Source organism: Shewanella sp. 0m-6 (assembly GCF_052977325.1).
In genome coordinates, this window is the sequence record NZ_JBRIMD010000010.1 from 70,762 (window position 1) to 91,286 (window position 20,525).

At 43.8% G+C, this 20,525-nt stretch carries 15 protein-coding genes; 6 read left to right on the top strand and 9 right to left on the bottom strand.

Annotated features, from left to right (window positions below):
* Window positions 1-247: 247 nt before the first annotated feature.
* Window positions 248-592 carry a DUF3718 domain-containing protein gene (locus tag ACVBJC_RS09890; RefSeq protein ID WP_447160720.1) on the top strand — a complete coding sequence of 115 codons (345 nt, stop codon included), beginning with the start codon at window positions 248-250 and terminating at the stop codon, window positions 590-592.
* A 49-nt stretch (window positions 593-641) separates the two neighbouring features.
* Here the strand turns inward: ACVBJC_RS09890 and ACVBJC_RS09895 are convergent, their stop codons facing one another.
* Complete coding sequence (locus ACVBJC_RS09895; RefSeq protein ID WP_447160719.1) at window positions 642-1,433, bottom strand: CLCA_X family protein; 792 nt, start codon at window positions 1,431-1,433, stop codon at window positions 642-644.
* 170 nt (window positions 1,434-1,603) lie between these two features.
* Between ACVBJC_RS09895 and ppiC the strand changes: the two genes are divergently transcribed.
* Window positions 1,604-1,882 (top strand): peptidylprolyl isomerase PpiC, encoded by a 279-nt coding sequence (gene ppiC / locus ACVBJC_RS09900; protein ID WP_012156435.1) that lies wholly within the window; start codon window positions 1,604-1,606, stop codon window positions 1,880-1,882.
* A gap of 315 nt (window positions 1,883-2,197) precedes the next feature.
* Here the strand turns inward: ppiC and ACVBJC_RS09905 are convergent, their stop codons facing one another.
* The 4 genes from ACVBJC_RS09905 to ACVBJC_RS09920 form a co-directional block, all read right to left on the bottom strand.
* Window positions 2,198-3,274 (bottom strand): PQQ-dependent sugar dehydrogenase, encoded by a 1,077-nt coding sequence (locus ACVBJC_RS09905; protein ID WP_447160718.1) that lies wholly within the window; start codon window positions 3,272-3,274, stop codon window positions 2,198-2,200.
* Between the two features lie 190 nt (window positions 3,275-3,464).
* Window positions 3,465-5,444, bottom strand: coding sequence for a flavohemoglobin expression-modulating QEGLA motif protein (locus ACVBJC_RS09910; RefSeq protein ID WP_447160717.1), 1,980 nt, complete (start codon window positions 5,442-5,444; stop codon window positions 3,465-3,467).
* Entirely contained in the window at window positions 5,428-6,465 is a 1,038-nt protein-coding gene (gene gshB / locus ACVBJC_RS09915) for a glutathione synthase (protein ID WP_447160716.1), read from the bottom strand. Before gshB ends, ACVBJC_RS09910 begins: the two co-directional genes overlap by 17 nt.
* A gap of 537 nt (window positions 6,466-7,002) precedes the next feature.
* Complete coding sequence (locus ACVBJC_RS09920; protein WP_447160715.1) at window positions 7,003-7,458, bottom strand: hypothetical protein; 456 nt, start codon at window positions 7,456-7,458, stop codon at window positions 7,003-7,005.
* A gap of 368 nt (window positions 7,459-7,826) precedes the next feature.
* Between ACVBJC_RS09920 and ACVBJC_RS09925 the strand changes: the two genes are divergently transcribed.
* Entirely contained in the window at window positions 7,827-9,365 is a 1,539-nt protein-coding gene (locus ACVBJC_RS09925) for a glutamate synthase-related protein (RefSeq protein WP_447160714.1), read from the top strand.
* 126 nt (window positions 9,366-9,491) lie between these two features.
* On the opposite strand, the gene ACVBJC_RS09930 is transcribed toward ACVBJC_RS09925, so the two are convergent.
* Both ACVBJC_RS09930 and glnD read right to left on the bottom strand, forming a co-directional pair.
* On the bottom strand, window positions 9,492-10,082 hold the full coding sequence (locus ACVBJC_RS09930; RefSeq protein ID WP_447160713.1) for an HAD-IB family hydrolase: 591 nt from the start codon (window positions 10,080-10,082) through the stop codon (window positions 9,492-9,494).
* 142 nt (window positions 10,083-10,224) lie between these two features.
* Window positions 10,225-12,798: a [protein-PII] uridylyltransferase gene (glnD, locus tag ACVBJC_RS09935; protein WP_447160712.1), complete on the bottom strand. Its 2,574-nt coding sequence runs from the start codon at window positions 12,796-12,798 to the stop codon at window positions 10,225-10,227.
* Between the two features lie 415 nt (window positions 12,799-13,213).
* Between glnD and ACVBJC_RS09940 the strand changes: the two genes are divergently transcribed.
* Entirely contained in the window at window positions 13,214-13,621 is a 408-nt protein-coding gene (locus tag ACVBJC_RS09940; protein ID WP_447160711.1) for a hypothetical protein, read from the top strand.
* Between the two features lie 51 nt (window positions 13,622-13,672).
* Here ACVBJC_RS09940 and ACVBJC_RS09945 read toward each other — a convergent pair whose 3' ends face one another.
* Window positions 13,673-14,728 (bottom strand): hypothetical protein, encoded by a 1,056-nt coding sequence (locus ACVBJC_RS09945; RefSeq protein WP_447160710.1) that lies wholly within the window; start codon window positions 14,726-14,728, stop codon window positions 13,673-13,675.
* 277 nt (window positions 14,729-15,005) lie between these two features.
* Between ACVBJC_RS09945 and ppk1 the strand changes: the two genes are divergently transcribed.
* Both ppk1 and ACVBJC_RS09955 read left to right on the top strand, forming a co-directional pair.
* Complete coding sequence (ppk1, locus tag ACVBJC_RS09950) at window positions 15,006-17,138, top strand: polyphosphate kinase 1 (protein ID WP_447160709.1); 2,133 nt, start codon at window positions 15,006-15,008, stop codon at window positions 17,136-17,138.
* Window positions 17,139-17,144: 6 nt separating this feature from the next.
* Window positions 17,145-18,632, top strand: a complete 1,488-nt coding sequence (locus ACVBJC_RS09955) for a Ppx/GppA phosphatase family protein (RefSeq protein WP_447170438.1) — start codon at window positions 17,145-17,147, stop codon at window positions 18,630-18,632.
* Between the two features lie 93 nt (window positions 18,633-18,725).
* Here the strand turns inward: ACVBJC_RS09955 and ACVBJC_RS09960 are convergent, their stop codons facing one another.
* A complete protein-coding gene (locus ACVBJC_RS09960; protein WP_447160708.1) occupies window positions 18,726-20,168 on the bottom strand; it encodes an MBL fold metallo-hydrolase RNA specificity domain-containing protein in 1,443 nt (480 codons plus the stop codon).
* Window positions 20,169-20,525 lie beyond the last annotated feature (357 nt).

The window sequence follows — 20,525 nt, forward strand, 5'->3', positions numbered from 1 at the left end:
TTAAGATTGAAAAGCTCGCTTATTGCGGGCTTTTTTGTTTTTAAAGTCTCGTTATGTCGCCAAATGTATGCATATTTGCGCCACATACACATGTTGTTACCTGCAGACATCAACTGAATTGAGAATAAGATAAAGATACACTTGTATACAAAGTTAACACATCATTTATCATCAGCTTGCGCTTAAATAGCTCCATGCAAACGCATAACTTAAAGTCTTTTTAAGTCCCCCACGCAAGGAGCAACCGATGAAGAAAATGATTACATTAACCGCGATTATACTGACCTCAATCACTTTTAATGCATCAGCCGCAATGGAACCTAATTTAGAGAAAACACTCATCGCAGTCTGTAAAACAGGCTTAAATAACAACCTCTTTTTGTATAACAGAACCATGCAGGAACATAAAATCAACAAGCGCAGAGTGTTTCCAAAACTCGTGTGTAACGGTCAGAGTTTCCATCAATTCGCACTCTCTAATGGCGCTAACAAAATTGCCGCTAAAATTACCCCCTATAGCTTAGGTACAACAACGATTACCGATATCGCAATGACGCCCCCACAAGACGCAAACTACTCAGTCACGTTTTAACACCATTAAGCTAACGAAAAGCCACCAGCTTTTCGTTAGTTTCTCTGATTTAAGATGACTGCGACTCTCGCCCTATCGCATCACCTAAAGGCTCAAAATAAGCGATGAGCGCATTAAAAATCTGCGCTCTATGCTCAATACTTGGGTAACCTCCAGCATCAAATAAGGACGACTTTAAGGTTTCATCAACCAAGTAAGGGTTACAAATCTCTTGATAAGACTCAATGCAGCTCTCAAAGGCCCGCGCCATTAACTCGGTTGGCCGCGAAAAATACTGAGTACCGTACTGCTTATCGAGCACAATTGCCCGACTAACATAGTCATGGCCATCGTTGCCATTATCAGAAAGCATCGTCACCTCAAATACCCGCTCTAAACGCTGATTCAACGGATGCTTTATCGGTTTAACATCGGCTATCCAGCTGTGGCTAGCAAATGAGATCCCCCGTGGTGACGTATGGTAGGATTTTGGCGCAATATAATGGTCAAACGCATGCCAGAATTCATGGGCAAGCGCCCCAGCTCCTGCATTTTTGGCCAGTGCTAACTCACACCGGTGCGGCGCATAATGGGCCTGTACGCCTTTTTGACCACCACTACCAAAAGCGAGGTTTAAGGTTTCGCGCAGGCCGATTGCTTTAGGAGGGAGTTTTAAGATAAACGCCAAATCTGCTAACGAATCAAAAATCAGGTTAGCCGCTTTATCCCGCTCCTCGTTTTCAACCCACTTACCAAGGCGAATATGACCAAGACCGAATACCTGTTTGATATCAACAAAACTCACTTGCTCATCGAACCGATAATCTGGACCTATACGTTTATAACTGCGGCTTTTTAACACTTATCGATTCCCAGCTGAGACTGTTATGTGACTTTAAGGCCATCATTATAGAGCAACCAATAACGACACACGAATGCGTATATCAGCGTCACTTTAGCTTAACGCTAGCCTAAGACACGCCATAAACGATATAATCTCGCCCATTAGTTTCAAATTATATAGGCCTTAAGATGGCGCGCACTGCAGCCGCATTACACATTTTGGTGAAACACCAAACACTTGCCGAAGATATTATTAAGCAGCTCAATAAAGGGGCTAAGTTTGACGTACTAGCCAAGAAGCACTCAACCTGCCCATCGGGTAAGAAAGGCGGTAGCTTAGGCGAATTTAAGAAAGGCCAGATGGTGCCGCAATTTGATAAGGTTTGCTTTACAGGTGAGCTCATCACACCGCATTTGGTTAAGACTAAGTTCGGTTGGCATGTGATAAAAGTGTTGTACAGAACATAAATCAACCAAGTTACTGGCAATGATCACGTAACTAAAGTGTTGTACAGAACTTAAGGTTAGAGCATAGGCCCTAGAACCTAGGACGCTTCGCTGCGAGGACGGGCTTCGCCCTGCTAGGAAAAGCACAAGCTTGACGGGCTAAAGCCCGACCTACAACAGCCACCGCTTTTCCGACTTTCCTAGGACCTAGGACCTTTCTTAGCTTTTCAACCCGTTCCGTAAGTGACGCAGTCACGTACGCAAGACCGCAGGCCGTCCGCCTTAGCTTTTCCGACTTTTCTAGGACCTAGGACCTTTCTTAGCTTTTCCTAGCACCTATCTTTTAAGCTTATAAATATTACCGCTATCAGTACTGAAATAGATATCGCCTTTGGGCGAGACTTCAATATCACGAATCCGCTCGCCAAGCTCTGACATTATTCGCTGCTCTGCAATAGCCTCATCAGCATCATTAATGCTAATCACATTGATGTGAGTTAGCTTCAATGCGCCAGCTAGCAGCTTCCCCTTTAACTGCGGAAATTTATCGCCTCGATAAAGCACTAAACTACCGGGTGCGATAGAGGGGATATACACCTTAACTGGTGGTTCAACCCCTTCTTTTAATTTACCGTCGCCAACACTAAGCGGCCCCCAATACTCTTTACCGTGTGAGGTTATTGGCCAGCCATAATTTGCGCCCTTTTTAATAAGGTTAAGCTCATCGCCGCCGCGGGGTCCATGCTCAATTGACCACAGATTTTGGCTATCAGCATCAAAGAATAAGCCTTGTGGATTGCGGTGTCCGTAGCTCCAGATCTCATCAAGCACCGTTGCATTATCGATAAATGGGTTATCACTTGGCACTGTGCCATCGGGGCTTAGGCGTAAGATAGCACCAGCATGAGTTGTTGTGTTCTGGCCGTTATCGCGTACACCGCGATCGCCAATGGAAAAGTAAATACTGTTATTATCAAAGGTAATTCGGCTACCAAAGTGCCTACCGGTATCTGAGCGGGAGTTTGATACAAACACATCTTGCCAGGCAGACAATTTTCCGTCTTTATATATCGCACTTGCTAGTGTGGTGGCGCCCTCACCTTGAATATCTTTACTGTAAGTAAAGTAAATTTTATTCGCTTCGAAAGGAGAGAGTGCGATATCAAGCAGACCACCCTGACCTTCTGCCCAAACATTGGCAGGCTCAAGCAAGGTCTTATGCAGCCCAGTTTTAAGGTCCAACTGTTTAATCGCCCCATCTCTTTGGGTAACGAGCATAGTGTTAGCATCAATGTAAGCCAAGCCCCACGGAGTGCCCAGTCCACTAGCAACCTTTTCAACCTCAAATGCCTGAGGGCTAGTTACCGCGACAAGCGTTAACATCAACGCGCTTATTCGTTGGCATATTTTCATCGTCATCCCTTCCTTTGGTCATTTGATGTTATACCAAACCATAACGCTTTATGAGGCTGTAGAGAATAGTTTTAGCAATAAACTCAAACGGTCTGCCAGGTACAACTTACTTATAAATGGTACCGAATAGGCAATAAAAAACGCCCTGTTACGTGAGTAACAAGGCGCTTTATTAACACTCTAGCTTGTATTAGCGGATTGCCGATATAAGGTAGTCGATCACGGCTGTCTCAGGTGTCGATTTATGCTTAAGCTCAAATAACGGGATTGGACGCTCTAACATATTACGCTCAACCATTTCGTTGATAATCGGTAAATCAAGCGTACCCGCTTTACCTGCTAGTAAGTTATCTAACGACGTGGTTTTGCTTAAGTTAACGATATCTCTAAAGCCTTTTAAGTAAAGGAAATCTTTAGTTAATCCACCGCCACGGTAAACACGTGTGGTTAAGGTAAAGGCTTGCTCTGTTGTTTGACCATACTCACGCTTAAGCGTTTCAAAGGTCATCGAGAAATCACGCTGCTCTAGCATCAGATTCACCGCAATAACTCGCAATGCCAAGATCTTAAGGCGATTTAAGGTCAAGTTGCCCGAGCAATACTCACTGTAAATTGCCACACCTTCTTGAGTATGGGTGTTACCCACAAGCCCTAAGGACAACACCCTTAACTTTTGGCGGCGAGCATTAACAGTGGTCAGCATATGTACGCCCAGCTCATGGTAGGCAAACGCAATCAACTCTTTGCTAGTAAACATGGCATCTTTGTTGATTAACAAGCTACCACGCTCATTGTTTACCATCGCCTTAGCAACAATACGCGATGACTTTTCAACCTTACACTTAAGACCCCATTCATCCGCTTGCTGTTGGAATGACTTCACCGCATAGGCAGAATCATAAATGGCCTCTTCGTCATCACCTTCAAGATCGGGTGCTCGCAGTAAGAACTCAGCATTAGCAATATCGTCTTTATCTGGCTGACCGTAATATTTAAGCGAGTTATAAACAAACTCGTCAGTGCCAATAGAGCATAACAGATCAATTTTTGTTGCTAAGTTATCAATCACATGGCGATAAAGCTGTTGAATATCCGCATCCATAATATTGGCCACTGGCAGCTTATATAGTTGCTCGCGGAACTGATATGGGTTTAGGTTTAGCTGCTTATAGCTAAACTCTGGCGCAGCGACACCTTTACGGGCTAAAAACTTTTTCCGCTCACTGGCAATATTAATCGGGTTAATATATTTCAGTGTGGCGACGTTACTGGCTAGCTTAAATAGGCTCTTATCAAGCGACAAGATCTCAGGCGGTAAGCTTGACGATAGTAAGTCAACATTTCTGACCGATTTTCGCTTACCAAAACGGCGCATAAAATAAGCCGCCGTCTCAGAGATAGCCTGCTTAGTGCCCGCTTTCAGCTCCTCTAAAACCAATGGGTATAGCTCACCAGAGGTTTCATCCATAAACACTTTTTTCACTTCAAGTGGCAACACTAAGGTGTTATCGAAATGCGCGTTCACATGTGCGATAAGATAGCCGCGACCTTGGAACACTTCATCTCTTGCTGCGCGTACAGCAAGGTTCGGTAACTCAATTTTACTCAGCTGCTTTTCAAAGTTCTGGCAAGTCGTCCCCCAACGTTCAATATCAATCTGGCTGGTTCCAATATTAAATGTTGGCGTATCGGCTTCAATTTTTTGGTAATTATATGAGTGAACATCAAATACAATGCTGTTTTTGAACTGCTTCTCTAAACGCGCAACCAATGCACTCAGTACATTATAAAAAGACTGATGTTTTGCATGGCTTTCGTTACGCTGCTTAATGGTTAATGGCTTTTCCCAGGCCGTTTTAAAATGAGTTGAATGCGCCTTTGGGCGGTTCAAGTCATATTCAAAACGTGAGTCGTTACCCACTAATACAATAGGAAAAGACGACAACATTTCTGCGGTATAAGGCGCCTCAGCATAAAGACGTTCTTCATCGGTTAATTTGCAGTTCTTTTTCAGTTCATCTCGCAGACGATGGCCGTTATGGATAGCGGTACACACAAACGGCGAGTACTCATCAATCTTGACCGTAAATGAACCAGACTCAACTTCAGCGTGGAAACACTCACCTTTATTAATTAACGTAATACATTCTTTTTCAGATAACGTGAGCATCTTCTATCGCCTTTCTAAATTCTGTTTTTCTTGTGTTTAATGCTTGTTTGGCATTGATTACACTTTCAATAAAATCAATAACTTTCTTTTGAAGCTTAACGTTATTCAGCTTGTTTATACGCATAATGCCACCAGGGCTTTGTACGTTAACTTCAATCAACTTTTCACTGATAACATCAATACCTACAAAAAATAAGCCATCACGCACTAACTTGGGGCCAATATGCTTGCATAGCTCTTTTTCTTTCTTGGTCAATGTGTGCTTAACCACACTGCCACCTGCATGAATGTTGGAGCGAACCTCTCCTTCTGCAGGCACACGCTTCATGGCACCAATAGGTTCGCCATTGAGCATTAAAATACGCACATCGCCAGCTTCAGCACCCGCTACATATTCTTGTAAAATAACGTAGTTGCCGCCTTTGCCACTGTTGATATAAAACTGCAGCAGTGAGTGGAAACTCTTTTGCGCCGCTTTCTCAACTAAAATAACCCCTTGACCGCCAAAACCATCTAGCGGTTTCATGATCATCTTGTCCGTCTTTGACTCACGCAGCACCTGCTCTAAATACTCAGGTGTTTTCGAAACGTGAGTAACCGGAATAAAGGTATTATTGGGGTCATCAAATGATGCGGTATAGAGCTTATTATTGGCGATACGCAAACCATCAATATCGTTCATGATGAACACATCATCACGCACAGAATCAAGGAAGTTTAGCGCGATAGGATCCAGCGGCGGGCTGGCACGCATAAAGATGCTGTCAAATCCAGCCAGTGGCAACTGAACCGTTTTAAACCGCGCCTTCTTATAAAAAGACACGATGTTACTCGGCGCTGATGCCTCTTTATTGAATACTTGGCAAAATGCACTGGCTTCAGAGTCACGCATGGTTAAATTACTTGTGGTGGCAAGCGCAACGGTATGCCCCCTTGCAACACACTCATGAATTAACCGCAGCGTTGTGTCGGTCTCCGGCACAATCGTCGACCACGGATACATCAAAAATAGAATATTCAATGGGATCTCTTAATAAAACGGAATGCTCTAAAGATCTTGGGCCAGGTGGTGGCTTGGGGAGGAGTAGAGTATTCAAAATAAACAACACAATGACTTAGGTGAAATGACCTAAACCGGACTATGGCATCTATCTATCAATACAAGTTGAACTAGATAAGGTAGCGGTAATTTACACCAAAACTTGCAATTGGAATATAAAAATATTCACACAAAATAAAATAAATTTATTCACTAATCACACAACAAGTCGACAAGCCCCGATGCCCTGTAGCATAGGCTTTCAGGGCTTTTGGGTTATACGTATATGTAGCTATATAGAGCAGCGCTAAGCACGACTGACAGGGTCCAGAAAGTAGATGAATGCAGAGGCCGTTACCGGGAGCGCTACCGCCATGGATACTATGACGATGGATACTAGCGCTGAGACACAATTAATGACCTTGCCTTAACAGCGCAAAGTCATCAAAGGTCACCAAAAGACATCACTCAAAAAACATCATCAACCAGAGATACGCGAACGTTCGAGTCAATAGCAATTTATTGGCACTGACACACGGCAGACGCTCCACATGGATCAGCCTGAGCCACGGTGCACATGCCACTAGTATTGCCCGTCCCAACACACCAGGCATTACAATCAAATACATCAGGGTGACCGGTATCATCGGTATGACGGTGCAGCACATCTTTACCTGGGTTTGACTCCACCAGCAAGCCATTTTCAAGGCAGGCTTCTCCAAAGGTTCTTCCGTTTAAGTTACCTTCTATATCGGTAGCCACGTGACATCCAGCCACATCAGGGGCCACACCGTCGGTATCTTTCCACCAGGTTGTTTCACCGGCTATCCAATCTGTAGGTTTAAAAGCAAAGGTGCCCTTTGCCCCGGGCATATCTTTAGCGCCTTTAGAGGGAGCATCATAGTGCTCTTGAGCACTTAACATGGCACAAAAGAAAACACTGATGATGACTAGTAACTTTTTTAACTGGCTCATTTTGGTACCTTCATATAGAGCGACTCTATAAGGCTCTTTAGCTTTTCGCTAATCCTGCAAGTGGTAAAGAGTGGACTCTGAATAAGTAAAAGACTCAGCTAAAAAACTTAGTCGTGATTTATCAAATGTTCAAGCCGAGTTAACTGCTGGCCCAAGGCTTTAAATAGAAAGCTTTCTATTTAAAGCTTGAACTCCCCCCTTGAACAAGTGTGCTTAATCAAGAGCGCTGGCAGTCATCCTAATCCGCAAGCTAAGCCTTAATTCAAATCCATCAGCATGTTAAAAACATCAAGTGAATAGATTTATGGCTATGCTTTAAGCAACTTTCGACGTCCAATTTTTAGTGGTGCACACCTTAAGGGGGGGAAATGAAACCTATCATTGCCGATAACAAACCAGCTAAAGTCACCCTAGTACAGGGAAAAGAGTACTACTTTTGTCGCTGCGGTCGCTCTAAAAGCCAGCCTTTTTGTGACGGTTCCCATGCTGGTACCGAGTTTACACCTCTGGCATTCACTGCTGATAACAACGAAGAAGCCTATCTGTGTCAGTGTAAATACAGTGCTAATCCGCCTCTTTGCGACGGCTCACATGAACAATTTGTTCAAGCCGATGTAGGTAAACAAGGCCCTGAAGTCACTCTTATCAGCGACGCGCCTCCCCAGGCTACCAATACGCCAGCAGAGCCGACCCTTGAATATATCCACCTACTGGCACGAGAAGGCTTATCTAAAGTTGGCCGCCATGGCCCAATGACCGCGATGGGCGTACCGCGCAACGAGCTACCACACTGGGACGATTTACAATTGATGGTGGCACAAATGGCCACAAAACCTTTAATGGAAGACATAGAAGTATCAACCGAGCTCATCATTGGCCCACAGGCACGTAAACCACTTAAATTAGCCATCCCACTGTTTGTTTCTGATATGAGTTTTGGGGCCCTATCTGAGGAGGCCAAAATAGCACTCGCCCGTGGCGCTGAACTCGCAGGCACTGGGATCTGCTCTGGTGAGGGAGGGATGTTAGCGGAGGAGAAAGCCGAAAACTCGCGTTATTTCTATGAACTTGCCAGCGCAAAATTTGGCTATAAAGAAGCCTTGCTGAGCCAAGTGCAAAGCTTTCACTTTAAAGGCGGCCAAGGCGCAAAAACAGGTACTGGTGGCCACTTACCCGCGAGTAAAAATGTTGGAAAAATATCTGAAGTGCGTGGTTTACCTGAAGGCACTGATGCTATCTCGCCCCCTACCTTTACCGATCTTAAAAGTAGCGCTGACTTTAAGCGGTTTGCCGACCGTGTCCGAGAAGTATCGGGCGGTATTCCCATTGGCTTCAAGCTCAGCGCTAACCATATCGAACGCGATATTCAATTTGCTTTAGATGCCAGTGCCGATTACATCATACTTGACGGCCGAGGAGGCAGCACCGGAGCGGCACCTGACATTTTTCGCAACCATATCAGTGTGCCGACTATTCCTGCGATTGCTAGAGCAAGACGTTACCTTGAGCAACAAGGTGAGAGTGGTCGAGTCACGTTAATTGCCACTGGCGGTATACGTACTCCCATCGACTTTGTCAAAGCGCTCGCCTTAGGCGCCGATGGTGTAGCAATATCAAATAGTGCAATACAATCAATTGGCTGTGTTGCCGCGCGAATATGTAATACCAACAACTGCCCTTCTGGCATCGCGACTCAAAACCCTGAGCTTCGCAAAAGGCTTAACATTGATAAATCTGCCAAGCAATTACAGAATTTTTTTAACGCTTCGGTGCAACTTATGCAGGTCATGGCCCGCGCTTGTGGCCATGACGACTTGAGTCAGTTTAATAAGGACGATTTAGCCACATGGCATATTGAAATGGCTCGATTAACCGGGGTTGAATATTCCGGATTTATGGCGCCTTAACAGTCCACAGAGCACTAGCCAAGACTTTAAAGTTCCATTAATGGTTAATACATTATTTTTAAAAGCCCTAGTGAGAAACTAGGGCTTTAATATTTACAACGTTGACAACTAACAAGAGTAGCCCCTTTACTGCTCCACTCCCCGCATATAGGCTTTATCAGCCAGCGCCAACATGGCTAAATCCTCTTTAGTGTCACCATAAGCATAAATGATATTGTACTGGCTTAAATCAAACTGTTTACTGACCTTGTCAGCTTTGACATGGCAACTGCAATCATCAGCACTGTAGTAGCCAGTATAGCGCTGATCATGGTAGGCCATTTCGCTGCAGATAAGCTCAATATTCATCATCTGACACCAAGGTTTAAGGTAGAGATCTAGTGAGGCTGAGACGAGGACAATGGTCGCACCATCTGCTTGATGTTGCTTGAGGGTTTGCATTGCATCGAGTCGAATATGGCTGGGGATGATCTTATCTGCATAAACTTGCCCTATTGCCTCAACTTGCTGTTTATTGCGGCCAGCAAACGCAAAAAAACTCACAAACGGCCGAAGCCTTCTCGCAGGGATAATACCTAACTTGTATAGCAGATAAAGCGGTGACATAAATACCATGCCAAGCACTAATCGCACAGGCGTGGCAGAGTAAAGGATAAATTTGGTAAACATATCTTGTTGAGTCAAGGTGCCATCAAAATCAAACAAAACCAATTTCAAATCGTTCTCCTAACGCCTAACTCTTAATGCTTAATGCTTAATGCTTAATGCTTAATGCTTAATGCTTAATTAATGTCTAACATCTAACTCTTAACTCTAACCCTAGCCTTAACCACAAATTAATCAGGCATTTTAACTGAGGTTAGGCTATCTCTTCTTCAATAATATCCACGAGTTTTAACTGTTCATCATGACCAAAGGAACTGTTTTCTGCGTTAGAGACCAAAAATACATTTTCGGTACATTCCCCTAAGGTACTAATTTTCGCCGAGTGGATACTCAGGTTACGTTCAGATAATAGATTACAGATCTGCTCTAAATAAATAGGGTCATCTAAGGTATTTACCTTTAGTAGGGCTCTATTTTTCTTTGTGGTGTGCAGCACTGTTACGACCGGAGGACTATCGAAATTCTTCAATGCTCTTGGCGTCATGAGTTTTCTAGGTCTGTCTTTTTGGTCAATAGCGCGATAGATCCGCTTAACTATTTGCTCTAACCTTGGCTCATCATCAATAGGCTCATCTTTATGATCTAGCACCTTAATTATCTCCAATACTTGACCATTTTTAGTCTGCATCATCTGTGCATCTTTCACCTTAAGCTTCGAACTTGCTAACGTCTTAAACAGGTCAACAAACAGCTTAGGCCTATCCTCGGTATAAACAAAAATACTGGTAAAGCCGTTTTCACCATTTTTACCCACCAACACTCGAGTCGTGCCCGCTTCCCCCGCCAAAATACCTTGGCTTATCTCAATGATATCCACTAACGAATTACCACTAAAGAAGTTATTCGGTAAACTGTGCCAGAAGCGATTAAGGCGATCTTCCTCAACCCCCTGTTTTAGCAACTCAGCCTTGGCATCCGCCTGGTTTTCACGGATAACTGTTCGCACTTCGAATATATTTTCAATCCCCTGCTTTAACGTCTCACGAACCGCCATATACAGTTGAGTTAACTGGCTTTCTTGCCAGTCATTCCAGTAGCTTTCGTTGGTCGCCATCATATCGGCAATGGTAAACAAAAACAGTGCGTTTAGCTTACCCTCCGAGCCAATGGATTTAGCCAAGTGTTTTATAACATCAGGATCGCTAATATCTTGGGTTTGAATGGCACTAATGAGTACATCTTGATTCGCCACTAGCCAATAAATCAGCGCTGTGGTCGAGGCTTTAAGCAAATGTTCCTCGGCTAACTCTTTCGCTTGAATTGCACTTAATTCGCTGTTTTCAATCGCCTGCTTCCCAGATAGGTGATGACAGAGTGTGGCAAATACCAGTGCGAATCGATTACCAATATTTTGATAAATACTATAGGTAAGGCTGTTTTTCTTATTGAGGGCAAAGCTATCGATATATTGGATCGCTTTAAAGGTGTGCTCATCCACAGTAAAAGCGTTATGCATGTCAAACTGCATCTGACCTTCAATAGCATGCCACTGTGAGCAATACGCAGCGAGTACGCCGTAACGGTGCATTAAACCTAAACATTTACGCAGTCCCTTAGGGTGCGCCAAAATCGCTAAAAACTCTTCACGACACCCTTGATAATCTTGTAACTCACCCAATAAACCACGGCGAGTTTGCCTAAGTAATCTAAGGGTTTGCGGCGCAATGCCATCAATATTATCGTTCTCAGCAATAAGCTTGAACATCCGCATCACTTGGCGTTTATCAATAAACGCCTGAGTAAACTTAACCTCAATCAGTCCGTTACAAACACTGAAGTATTTATCAATTGATTGCAGATTGCCGCGCTCGGTTTCGTTTAGCGTATCAAGCTTAAATGAGTCACAGATAATTTGATTTAACTCTCGCACACGCGTCATGGCTCTAAAGAGTTGACGCATCATACGTTCGATCGCCAACTGGCTATTATCGCCTTGGCCAAACTGCATAAACTCGGCCACACCTGCTTGATGCTCAAATAACAAAACATCCTGCGCCGATTGTGTCACGCAGTGAAGCGCCCATCTAACACGGCAGATGAAGTCATACGCTTCGAGCAGCTCATACACTTCATCTTGCTGTAAAAAGCCTATGGTTTTAAGGGCGTTGGCATTAGCCAATGAGAAATGCTTTTGCGCAATCCACATGATCGTATGCACATCGCGCAATCCACCAGGGTTATTCTTAAGATTGGGCTCTAAATAAAGTGCGGTGTTTAGCGCTTTATTGTGCCTTAATTGCTGCTCAGCCATTTTAGCATCGTAGAAAGACAGGCTGGTCCATAGCTGATTTTGATAAAGCTGCTCTTTAATGGTTTGCGCATGTTTTTTGGCGCCAACTAAACAGCGGATATCGAGCAGGTTGGTGGCAATGGTAATATCTGAGCGGGCTGATTCTGTCGATTCAGAGAGTGTTCTAACGGTTTGGCCTATATCTAAACCAAAATCCCAGAGGCGGGTGAGAAAAAGTGATAATTGTTCTTGCTGATGTGGGGTCAGTTCTTGCTCGACAATAATGGCTAAATCGATATCAGACCTTGGATGCAGTGCCCTTCGACCATATCCTCCCACCGCATTAAGTGACATAGAGGTATTATGCAGGTTGTACATCTTCCATAATGCAACCAACATTTCGTCTATATGCTTAGCGCGCCTCTTAAGTAGAGTTTGCACAGGCAGCGTTAAAAACTGCTCGTTAAGCTTTTCGTCGAAGGTTTTTATATGAAACTTCAACTCCGAGAGAGAATTCAGTTCCACTATATTAGACATAATAAGGTACTTTCCTATTCGCTATATAACCACTGGTTTATACCTTAAGACACCAAGGTAGATGACAACATTCAACGTGCTATTTAGTTCGCTGAAAACATGATTTGACTGGATTAATCGCGACACAACCATAACAATTACAGGACTTTTTTTCAACAAATCACAGATTTAGCTAGCGTTACCTAGCAAGATAAGCCTACCTTTATCAACAAAAATGAATAGCCGTTGCAATAACATTGTGAAAGTATTTTCGCTAACCCACCGTCATTCCCCCTCTATAACCGCCTTGAATAATAAAGAGTTAATCATATTTACCGGTTAGTGCTAATAGAGTAATCTGTAGCGTTAAACAGACAAGACTCGCGTTATCAACGCCTCTAAATATTGCACGAAAATAACAGACTAAGGCGCATCAATGAAACAGAAAATAGTATTAGTGAAGAGCTATTTTGCCAAGATTGAAACCGATAAGCGTGAGGAGATGTGGGCCGCGAAGCCGAAAACATCTGACTTTGAATATTCAACCTGTAAGATTGATAACGAACGCCTCAATGATGATCTGCAACAAGCTATCGAAGCCTTGAATAATGATGGCTTTAAAGTGCAGCAGATAACCCCTGTGACGTCTGGAGATTATGTCTTTAAAGATCACTTCAGCGACCCTCACCTACTCGGTAATGGCGTCAGCACTGAAGGTGGCTATGGCTATGGGTTTTCCTATACCGATAGTCTTATTATCTTGGCAGAGCAGCTAACAACCCCTGTCCTACAGGCTGAGATAAAAACCGAGCCTAGCATCAACGCGGTTATTGGTGTCGATTAATACTGTTAGCCAATAACAATAATGGCAAAGTTAATCCCAGTAGCAGTAATGCTACACATTCTGGAATAGCACTTCGAGAGAAAATGTAAGGATGAATTGATTGATACGCTCTGAAAACTCATCCTCTTTACTCCAATTATATTCAGGAGTGATCGAATAGAATAGCCAATCCCTGGCAACATTCTGCCGATAAGTGAGGCTGACACTGGCATTTTTCACATAATGATAAGGCTCATTAACGCCATAAATGCTGGCTTGGTAACTTAGCGCTTGTTTATTATTGATGTATTGATACAGCTTGGCACTTGAACCAAACTCCCAACCATTACCACGACTCTCGTACTGTGCTACCGCACTCCAGCGCCCCACAAATGTTTCGTTAAAAGCATGCTCAACATCAAATTCAGTCGACTCCCCCGTCACCTTTTTCTCCTGATAAAGCTTCTGAGTTAACCGAGTCACTGTACTGTCAGAAATGGGATAAGTGTAGCGCCAACGCGCTTCTACTTTAGGTTTAAAGTTAGCCTTAATATTAAAACTGACACGATCTTTGGCGTACCAGTCGTACCTCAGTCCAATGTCTCTTTCATTTTTGTCATTTGGAGATTTAATAAACGCAAAAGGGTCATCTTCGCCTGTTGAGTCCAAAATAAGCTTTACACGTTTAGTGACACCGGGTAAATGCAATCTAGCGTTAAGGTTAGCCCGATACTTAAACCCTTCTTTTTCATAATAAGAAAAGTCGTTATACCAGCGCACTATAGTGCCTGCTCTAGCATCCTCTTCGACGCGCTCATCCACAAAAAAGCTATCAAACCAAATAGCAGGCTGACAAAACTTAGTATTGAGGTAATCAAAAGCCCTATCGATTGTGCCTTCCATCTGCGACTGGCTATAGCAAGGATCGTCTTCAGCACTAAGAGACGACGGATCTTCATCCTGGCTCTGATCATTCGTTTCGGCCTGAGTATCCCTCTTTGTAGTATCAGCCTGAGTATCGCTCTTGGCAGTATTAGCCTCTGCCCCCCGTATTTCAGAGGCATGTACCGGGACAAATAAGCTGTGATAACACGCTAAAGCCAGAGGGAAGAATAATCGCTTATACAACAAGTATGGTACTCAAAACATGAAAGAAATGTTTCGCAAGAGTATCACTCATCACATCGGCTTTACATCTGGATTTTCAACCTTAACCCGCGAATATGACCAATAAGTTGCACCATGCTGCACTAACAATAGTTTTGCTCATCTATGGCGTATTTAAATAAAAGTGTCATACAAGCTCAATAAACTGGCGTTATATGGAGTAAGAATCTATCTAGCAGGATGCGCTAGCGCGATTAGCTCAACGATGTATTTAAGCTGAATCAAAATAGGATAGGCAGTGTCTTCAATCAATCCAGATTTATTTATCGACAAAGAACTCTCTTGGTTATCTTTCAACGAACGGGTATTACAAGAAGCGTGTGATAAGGCTGTTCCGCTAATCGAAAGGGTCAGATTCTTAGGGATCTACTCCAGTAATATGGACGAATTTTTCAAAGTCAGAGTGGCAGCGGTGAGGCGTGAAATATTACTCACTTACCCCAACGCATCAGATAAAAACCAGAAGCTGATGAATAAGATCCAAGATAAAGTGCTTAAGCTTCAGGAGCATTTCGATGACACTTATCATGCCTTGATGAAAGCCCTTGCACGAGAAAACATCTTCTTGATTAATGAGAAACAGCTCAGTGACTTTCATAGTGCCTGGCTAAATAAATACTTTAAAGATCAGCTTATTCGTCACATCGCCCCACTTATCATCACCAAGCAGAATAAACTTATTAACCATATTGATGATGACTCGACTTACCTTTGCACAAGCTTGCAAAAGGGAGAGGTGAGTCGCTATGCATTTGTAAAAATCCCCAATACCAACTTACCTCGCTTTATTGAGCTTCCCCATGAAAAATCAAGTAAGAATAGACATTTTATCTTACTAGACAATATCATTCGCCACTGTATCGACCAGCTGTTCCAGCCTTTCTTTGACTACGACAGCATCCAGGTCTATTCAATGAAAATGACCCGAGATGCAGACTTTGATATTACTGAGGAACTTGAAAAAACTCAGTTAGAACAAATGAGTAATGCCATTCGCAAGCGTTTACAGGCACAACCCGTAAGACTGGTTTTTGACCGAAACATGCCAAGCTCTATGCTAAAGATGTTAAAACGAAGCTTAAGCATCAGCTCAACCGAATGCTTAGTGCCTGGCGGGCGTTACCACAGCTTTAAAGACTTTATCGACTTTCCGGTATCGAGTCGACGCAAGCATAGCTATGAGACCCTTAGCGCCATCGAAAGTAGCCAATTCAATGCTTTCAACAACTGTTTTGACGCCATAAATCACAGCGATATTGCACTGAACTACCCGTATCATAAATTCTCTCACTTTACTGAGTTGGTGCGTCAAGCCGCATTCGATCCGGCTGTACATTCAATTAAGATTAACCTTTATCGCGTCGCCAAAAACAGCCACATCATGCAGTCTCTTATCGATGCTGTACAAAACGGCAAGCAAGTGACTGCGGTTATCGAACTCAGAGCCCGCTTTGATGAACAATCCAATATCGATTGGACCAAACGCTTAGCAGAGGCTGGCGTTAAGGTGCATCACGGGATCCCGAGCCTAAAAGTACACTCAAAACTTTGCCTGATCAGCCGTAAAGAAAACGACAAAACTCGGCTATACGCTCATATTGGTTCAGGCAACTTTAATGAAGGTACTGCGCGTTTTTATACTGATTTCTCACTGTTTACTGCTAACCAAGCCATTGCCCGAGAGGTTAAGCATGTCTTTGATCTACTTAAGCGTCCCTATCAGCGAGATTACTTTGATCACTTAATCGTATCGCCCTTTAATTCAAGGCAGCAATGGCTCAACCTTATCGATGATGAAATTGATAACGCTAAGCTGAGCAAGCCCGCGGCTATCACGCTGAAGCTAAACAATTTAGTCGATAAAGTCATGGTCGAAAAGCTGTATCAGGCCTCTCAAGCAGGTGTGATCATTAAGCTGATTATTCGCGGCATGTGCATACTCATCCCGCAACTTGCTGGAGTCAGTAGTAATATCGAGGTGTACAGTATTGTTGATCGCTATTTAGAGCATTCTCGCGTGATGCTATTTCATGCCAATGGTGAACAGAAACTCTTTTTAGGCTCATCTGACTGGATGACTCGCAACCTTGACGAGCGAGTTGAAGTTTGTACGCCAATTTACAGCCAGGCGCTCAAAAAGATGATTATCGATATCATCCATATCCAGCTAAGTGATAACACTAAATCTCGTATAGTCGATCAAGAGCAAAGTAATCAATACCGCTCCCGCGGTAATAGAAAAAAGGTACGTAGCCAAATGGCTATTCATCAATATTTACAACGCTACGAAGCAACTCAAGCACAAATACTAGCGAACTCTCCTGCGCCATTTGTTTATTGGCAAACTGACACCATACAAAAGAAGGCTTAATAGAACGTGGCCCCACAAGACAACTCAGTCCATTTTGTTGCTATCGATATGGGCTCTAATAGCTTTCACTTAGTGATTGCAAGAGAGCAAGACGGCACGATTCAGATCTTACATAAAGAAAAGCGCCAGGTTCAGCTCGCTGAAGGTATTGCAGACAACGGCCAGCTAGATCAGCAAGCCATTGAGCGCGGCCTCACTTGTTTAACTGAATTTCATCAGCGCTTTTCAGGATTAGAACAACCCAGAGTGCGTCTGGTGGCAACCCATGCCCTTAGAGTCGCTAAGAATGCCCGCCAGTTTATTAAGGCCGCCTATAAGATCATCCCCTACTCGATAGAGATTGTATCGGGCCATGAAGAGGCGAGATTGATCTACAGTGGGATCAGCAATAGCCAAAGCCTGCAAACACGCAATTTGGTTATCGATATTGGCGGTGGTTCGACCGAGGTTGTGATAGGCAAGCAAACAAAAGCCACAGCATTAGCCAGCCTCAAATGTGGCTGCGTGAGTTATAACAAGCGCTTTTTTTCTTCTGGCGTACTCGACAAAGCCAGCTTCAAGGCCGCACAGACTTCAGCCGATAAGCAGTTTTCTTTACTACCCAATGCCTATTTTAAGGGAAACTGGCAATTAGTGCTCGGAAGCTCAGGCAGTGTCAAAGCGATATATGAAGCGATAAATCACCAACAAGAAACACCGACTGACATTACATTAGAACGCTTAATTACGCTCAAACAATATCTGTTAGATGCACGTCATATCGATAATATAAACCTGCCCAATCTTGACCCCAAACGCATTGCGCTACTGCCTGCTGGTCTGTGTATATTGATCAGTTTTTTCAAACGCCTCGCCATAGATACCATGCAAGTTGCCCAAGGGGCTTTACGTGAGGGGATCTTGTACGAGCTGGCACAAATAGGCCAACAAAAAAGCATTAAGCAGCGCACCGTTACCAGCTTGGCACAGCTCTATCATGCCGATCCTGTCCAGGCGAGTAATGTCAGTCACTCTATCAATCATCTATTTGAGCAAGTCAGCGAGGACTGGCAGATTTCGCCTTACCTTTGGTTGCTAGAAAGCGGAGCCGAACTACACGAGATAGGCATCCATATTAACTCACGATCCCATCATAAACATGGTGGCTATATTATTGAAAATAGCGATCTTCCGGGTTTTAGTCAGCATCAACAGACCCTGCTCGCACTACTTGTGTTAAACCATAGAAAACGCATCAATCAAAATAGAGTTGAGCTACTGGAGCCAGAAGATAAATTACTCATAACCAGGTTACTCGTTATCTTTCGAATAGCTATCGTGGTTAACTTAGGACGGATTAGCACTCAACCGGTACAGTTGAAAATGGCTGTTAAAGATAACCATGTTATATTAATCATCCCTGACATGCCTGATGAAGAAAAACTGCTATTGAGTCGAGATTTAGCGGTTGAGCAATCGAAGATCGCCAAACTAGGCATTAAGCTTCACTTTTAACCCCAGAGAAACACCCTGTGAAGCGTAATAAAAAGTAACAACATAAAGAGCGGCCCTAAGGCTGCTCTTAGCTATCGATTGTTAAAGCTATTGTTATTGCGTTAACCAAACAAACTTAGGCAGTTGCGTGAGATCTAAACAGTTTCCCTGCTCAGCTATCGCACTGTGAGTTGGCGCATTGTGCGCATCTTCATTAAGTGCAGCCAACAACGCTTGCTGCGATTCACTCTCGCCATGCACCAGCACAAGAGGCGGCGAGTCGTTAAAATGTCGATACCAGCGCAGCAGTTCAGCCTGATCAGCATGAGCCGATAACCCACCAATCGTATGTAGCCTCGCTGCAACATTAATACTTTGGCCGCTGATGGTTAAACTTGTCGCACCATCGACTAACAGTCGTCCTGGCGTCCCCTGCGCTTGATAGCCACAAATAATCACATCAGACTGACTATTAGCTAGGTTATGCTCTAAATGACAACGAATACGACCACCGTTACACATACCACTGCCCGCGATAATAATCAGTCCTTGGTGAATATGGTTGAGCTCCATTGACTCTTCAGTGGAATCGATAAAATCCACATTCGATAGTAACGGGTGCTTACCGGGCGATAAGCGGGTGAAGCGCTTAAAATCCTCATCCATTAAGTTATAATTCTCGACATAGATCTTGGTCGCTTTTATTGCCATAGGGCTATCGAGACAAATACGCCAGTGAGACAGATCCCACTCTTTAGCGTAGAGGTGAAACAGATAGAGTAACTCCTGGGCTCGGCCAACTGAAAATGCAGGCAGTAAAATATTGCCACGGCTCTGCTCTATGGTACGTGCAAATATTGATTTAAGCTCTTCTAGCGTATCGTCCCAACTACGGTGTAACCTGTTACCGTAAGTGCTTTCCATCAATACCAAATCCGCCGTATCGATTAAACTTGGGTCATCTAATATCGGCATGCCTTCACGGCCAAGATCGCCGCTAAAGACGAGTTTTTTAGTCGCTTCGCCCTCACCTAGCCAAAGTTCCACCACAGCGGAGCCTAAAATATGTCCCGCATCAGACAAACACACCTTAAGCTGTGGGATCACTTGCGCTTTCTCGCCATAATCGAGCGCCACAAACTGCTGCATAACACGGTCAACGTCGCCATCATCGAATAACGGCTCTAATAAAGGTAAATCATTCCTTGCACGCTTCTTGTTGAGTCTCTCTATATCTCTGGCTTGGAGCATGGCGGCGTCTCTGAGCATTACCGCACAAAGCTCTACCGTCGCCTTATGGCTATATATAGGCCCAGTAAAGCCTGACTTTACCAGTAAGGGCAGCCGCCCAGAGTGATCGATGTGGGCGTGGCTTAATACCACCGCTTGGATCTGTGACGGCGTGAAAGCAAAAGGGTCATGATTTCGTAACACATCAGCCTTACTGCCCTGGATCAGGCCGCAATCGAGCAACACTTGCTGACCATCAATATTGAGTAGGTGACAAGAGCCTGTCACCTCTTGCGCAGCGCCAAGAAAAGAGAGAGTCATCTGCATAGCAATCTTCCTTATAAAGGCACCGTCCCCCTTTGGGTTACTTCAATATGGGGTGAGTCAACTCTGGTGCTTATCATTAAAAGATAAACCCTTAAGCTGATCCCGACTAGTTGGAGATCAAAATAAAGGAGCTTTAAAATCCACTGCCTTTATGACAATCATCAATGCCAAGGCTTTAAAGTCAGTTGACGCCAAAATTAAAGCTAAGGTTGTCAAGGTCATGGCCTGTAAATGTTACTTGTTCTATCGAGAATAGCTGCTTGGTTAACGACACAATCCGTACAATCGAATAAGTGTAATCGAGAGAACCAAGCCAGCTCAATAAGTAAGTTGTAACGTAAAATAGGCTGCAAATAT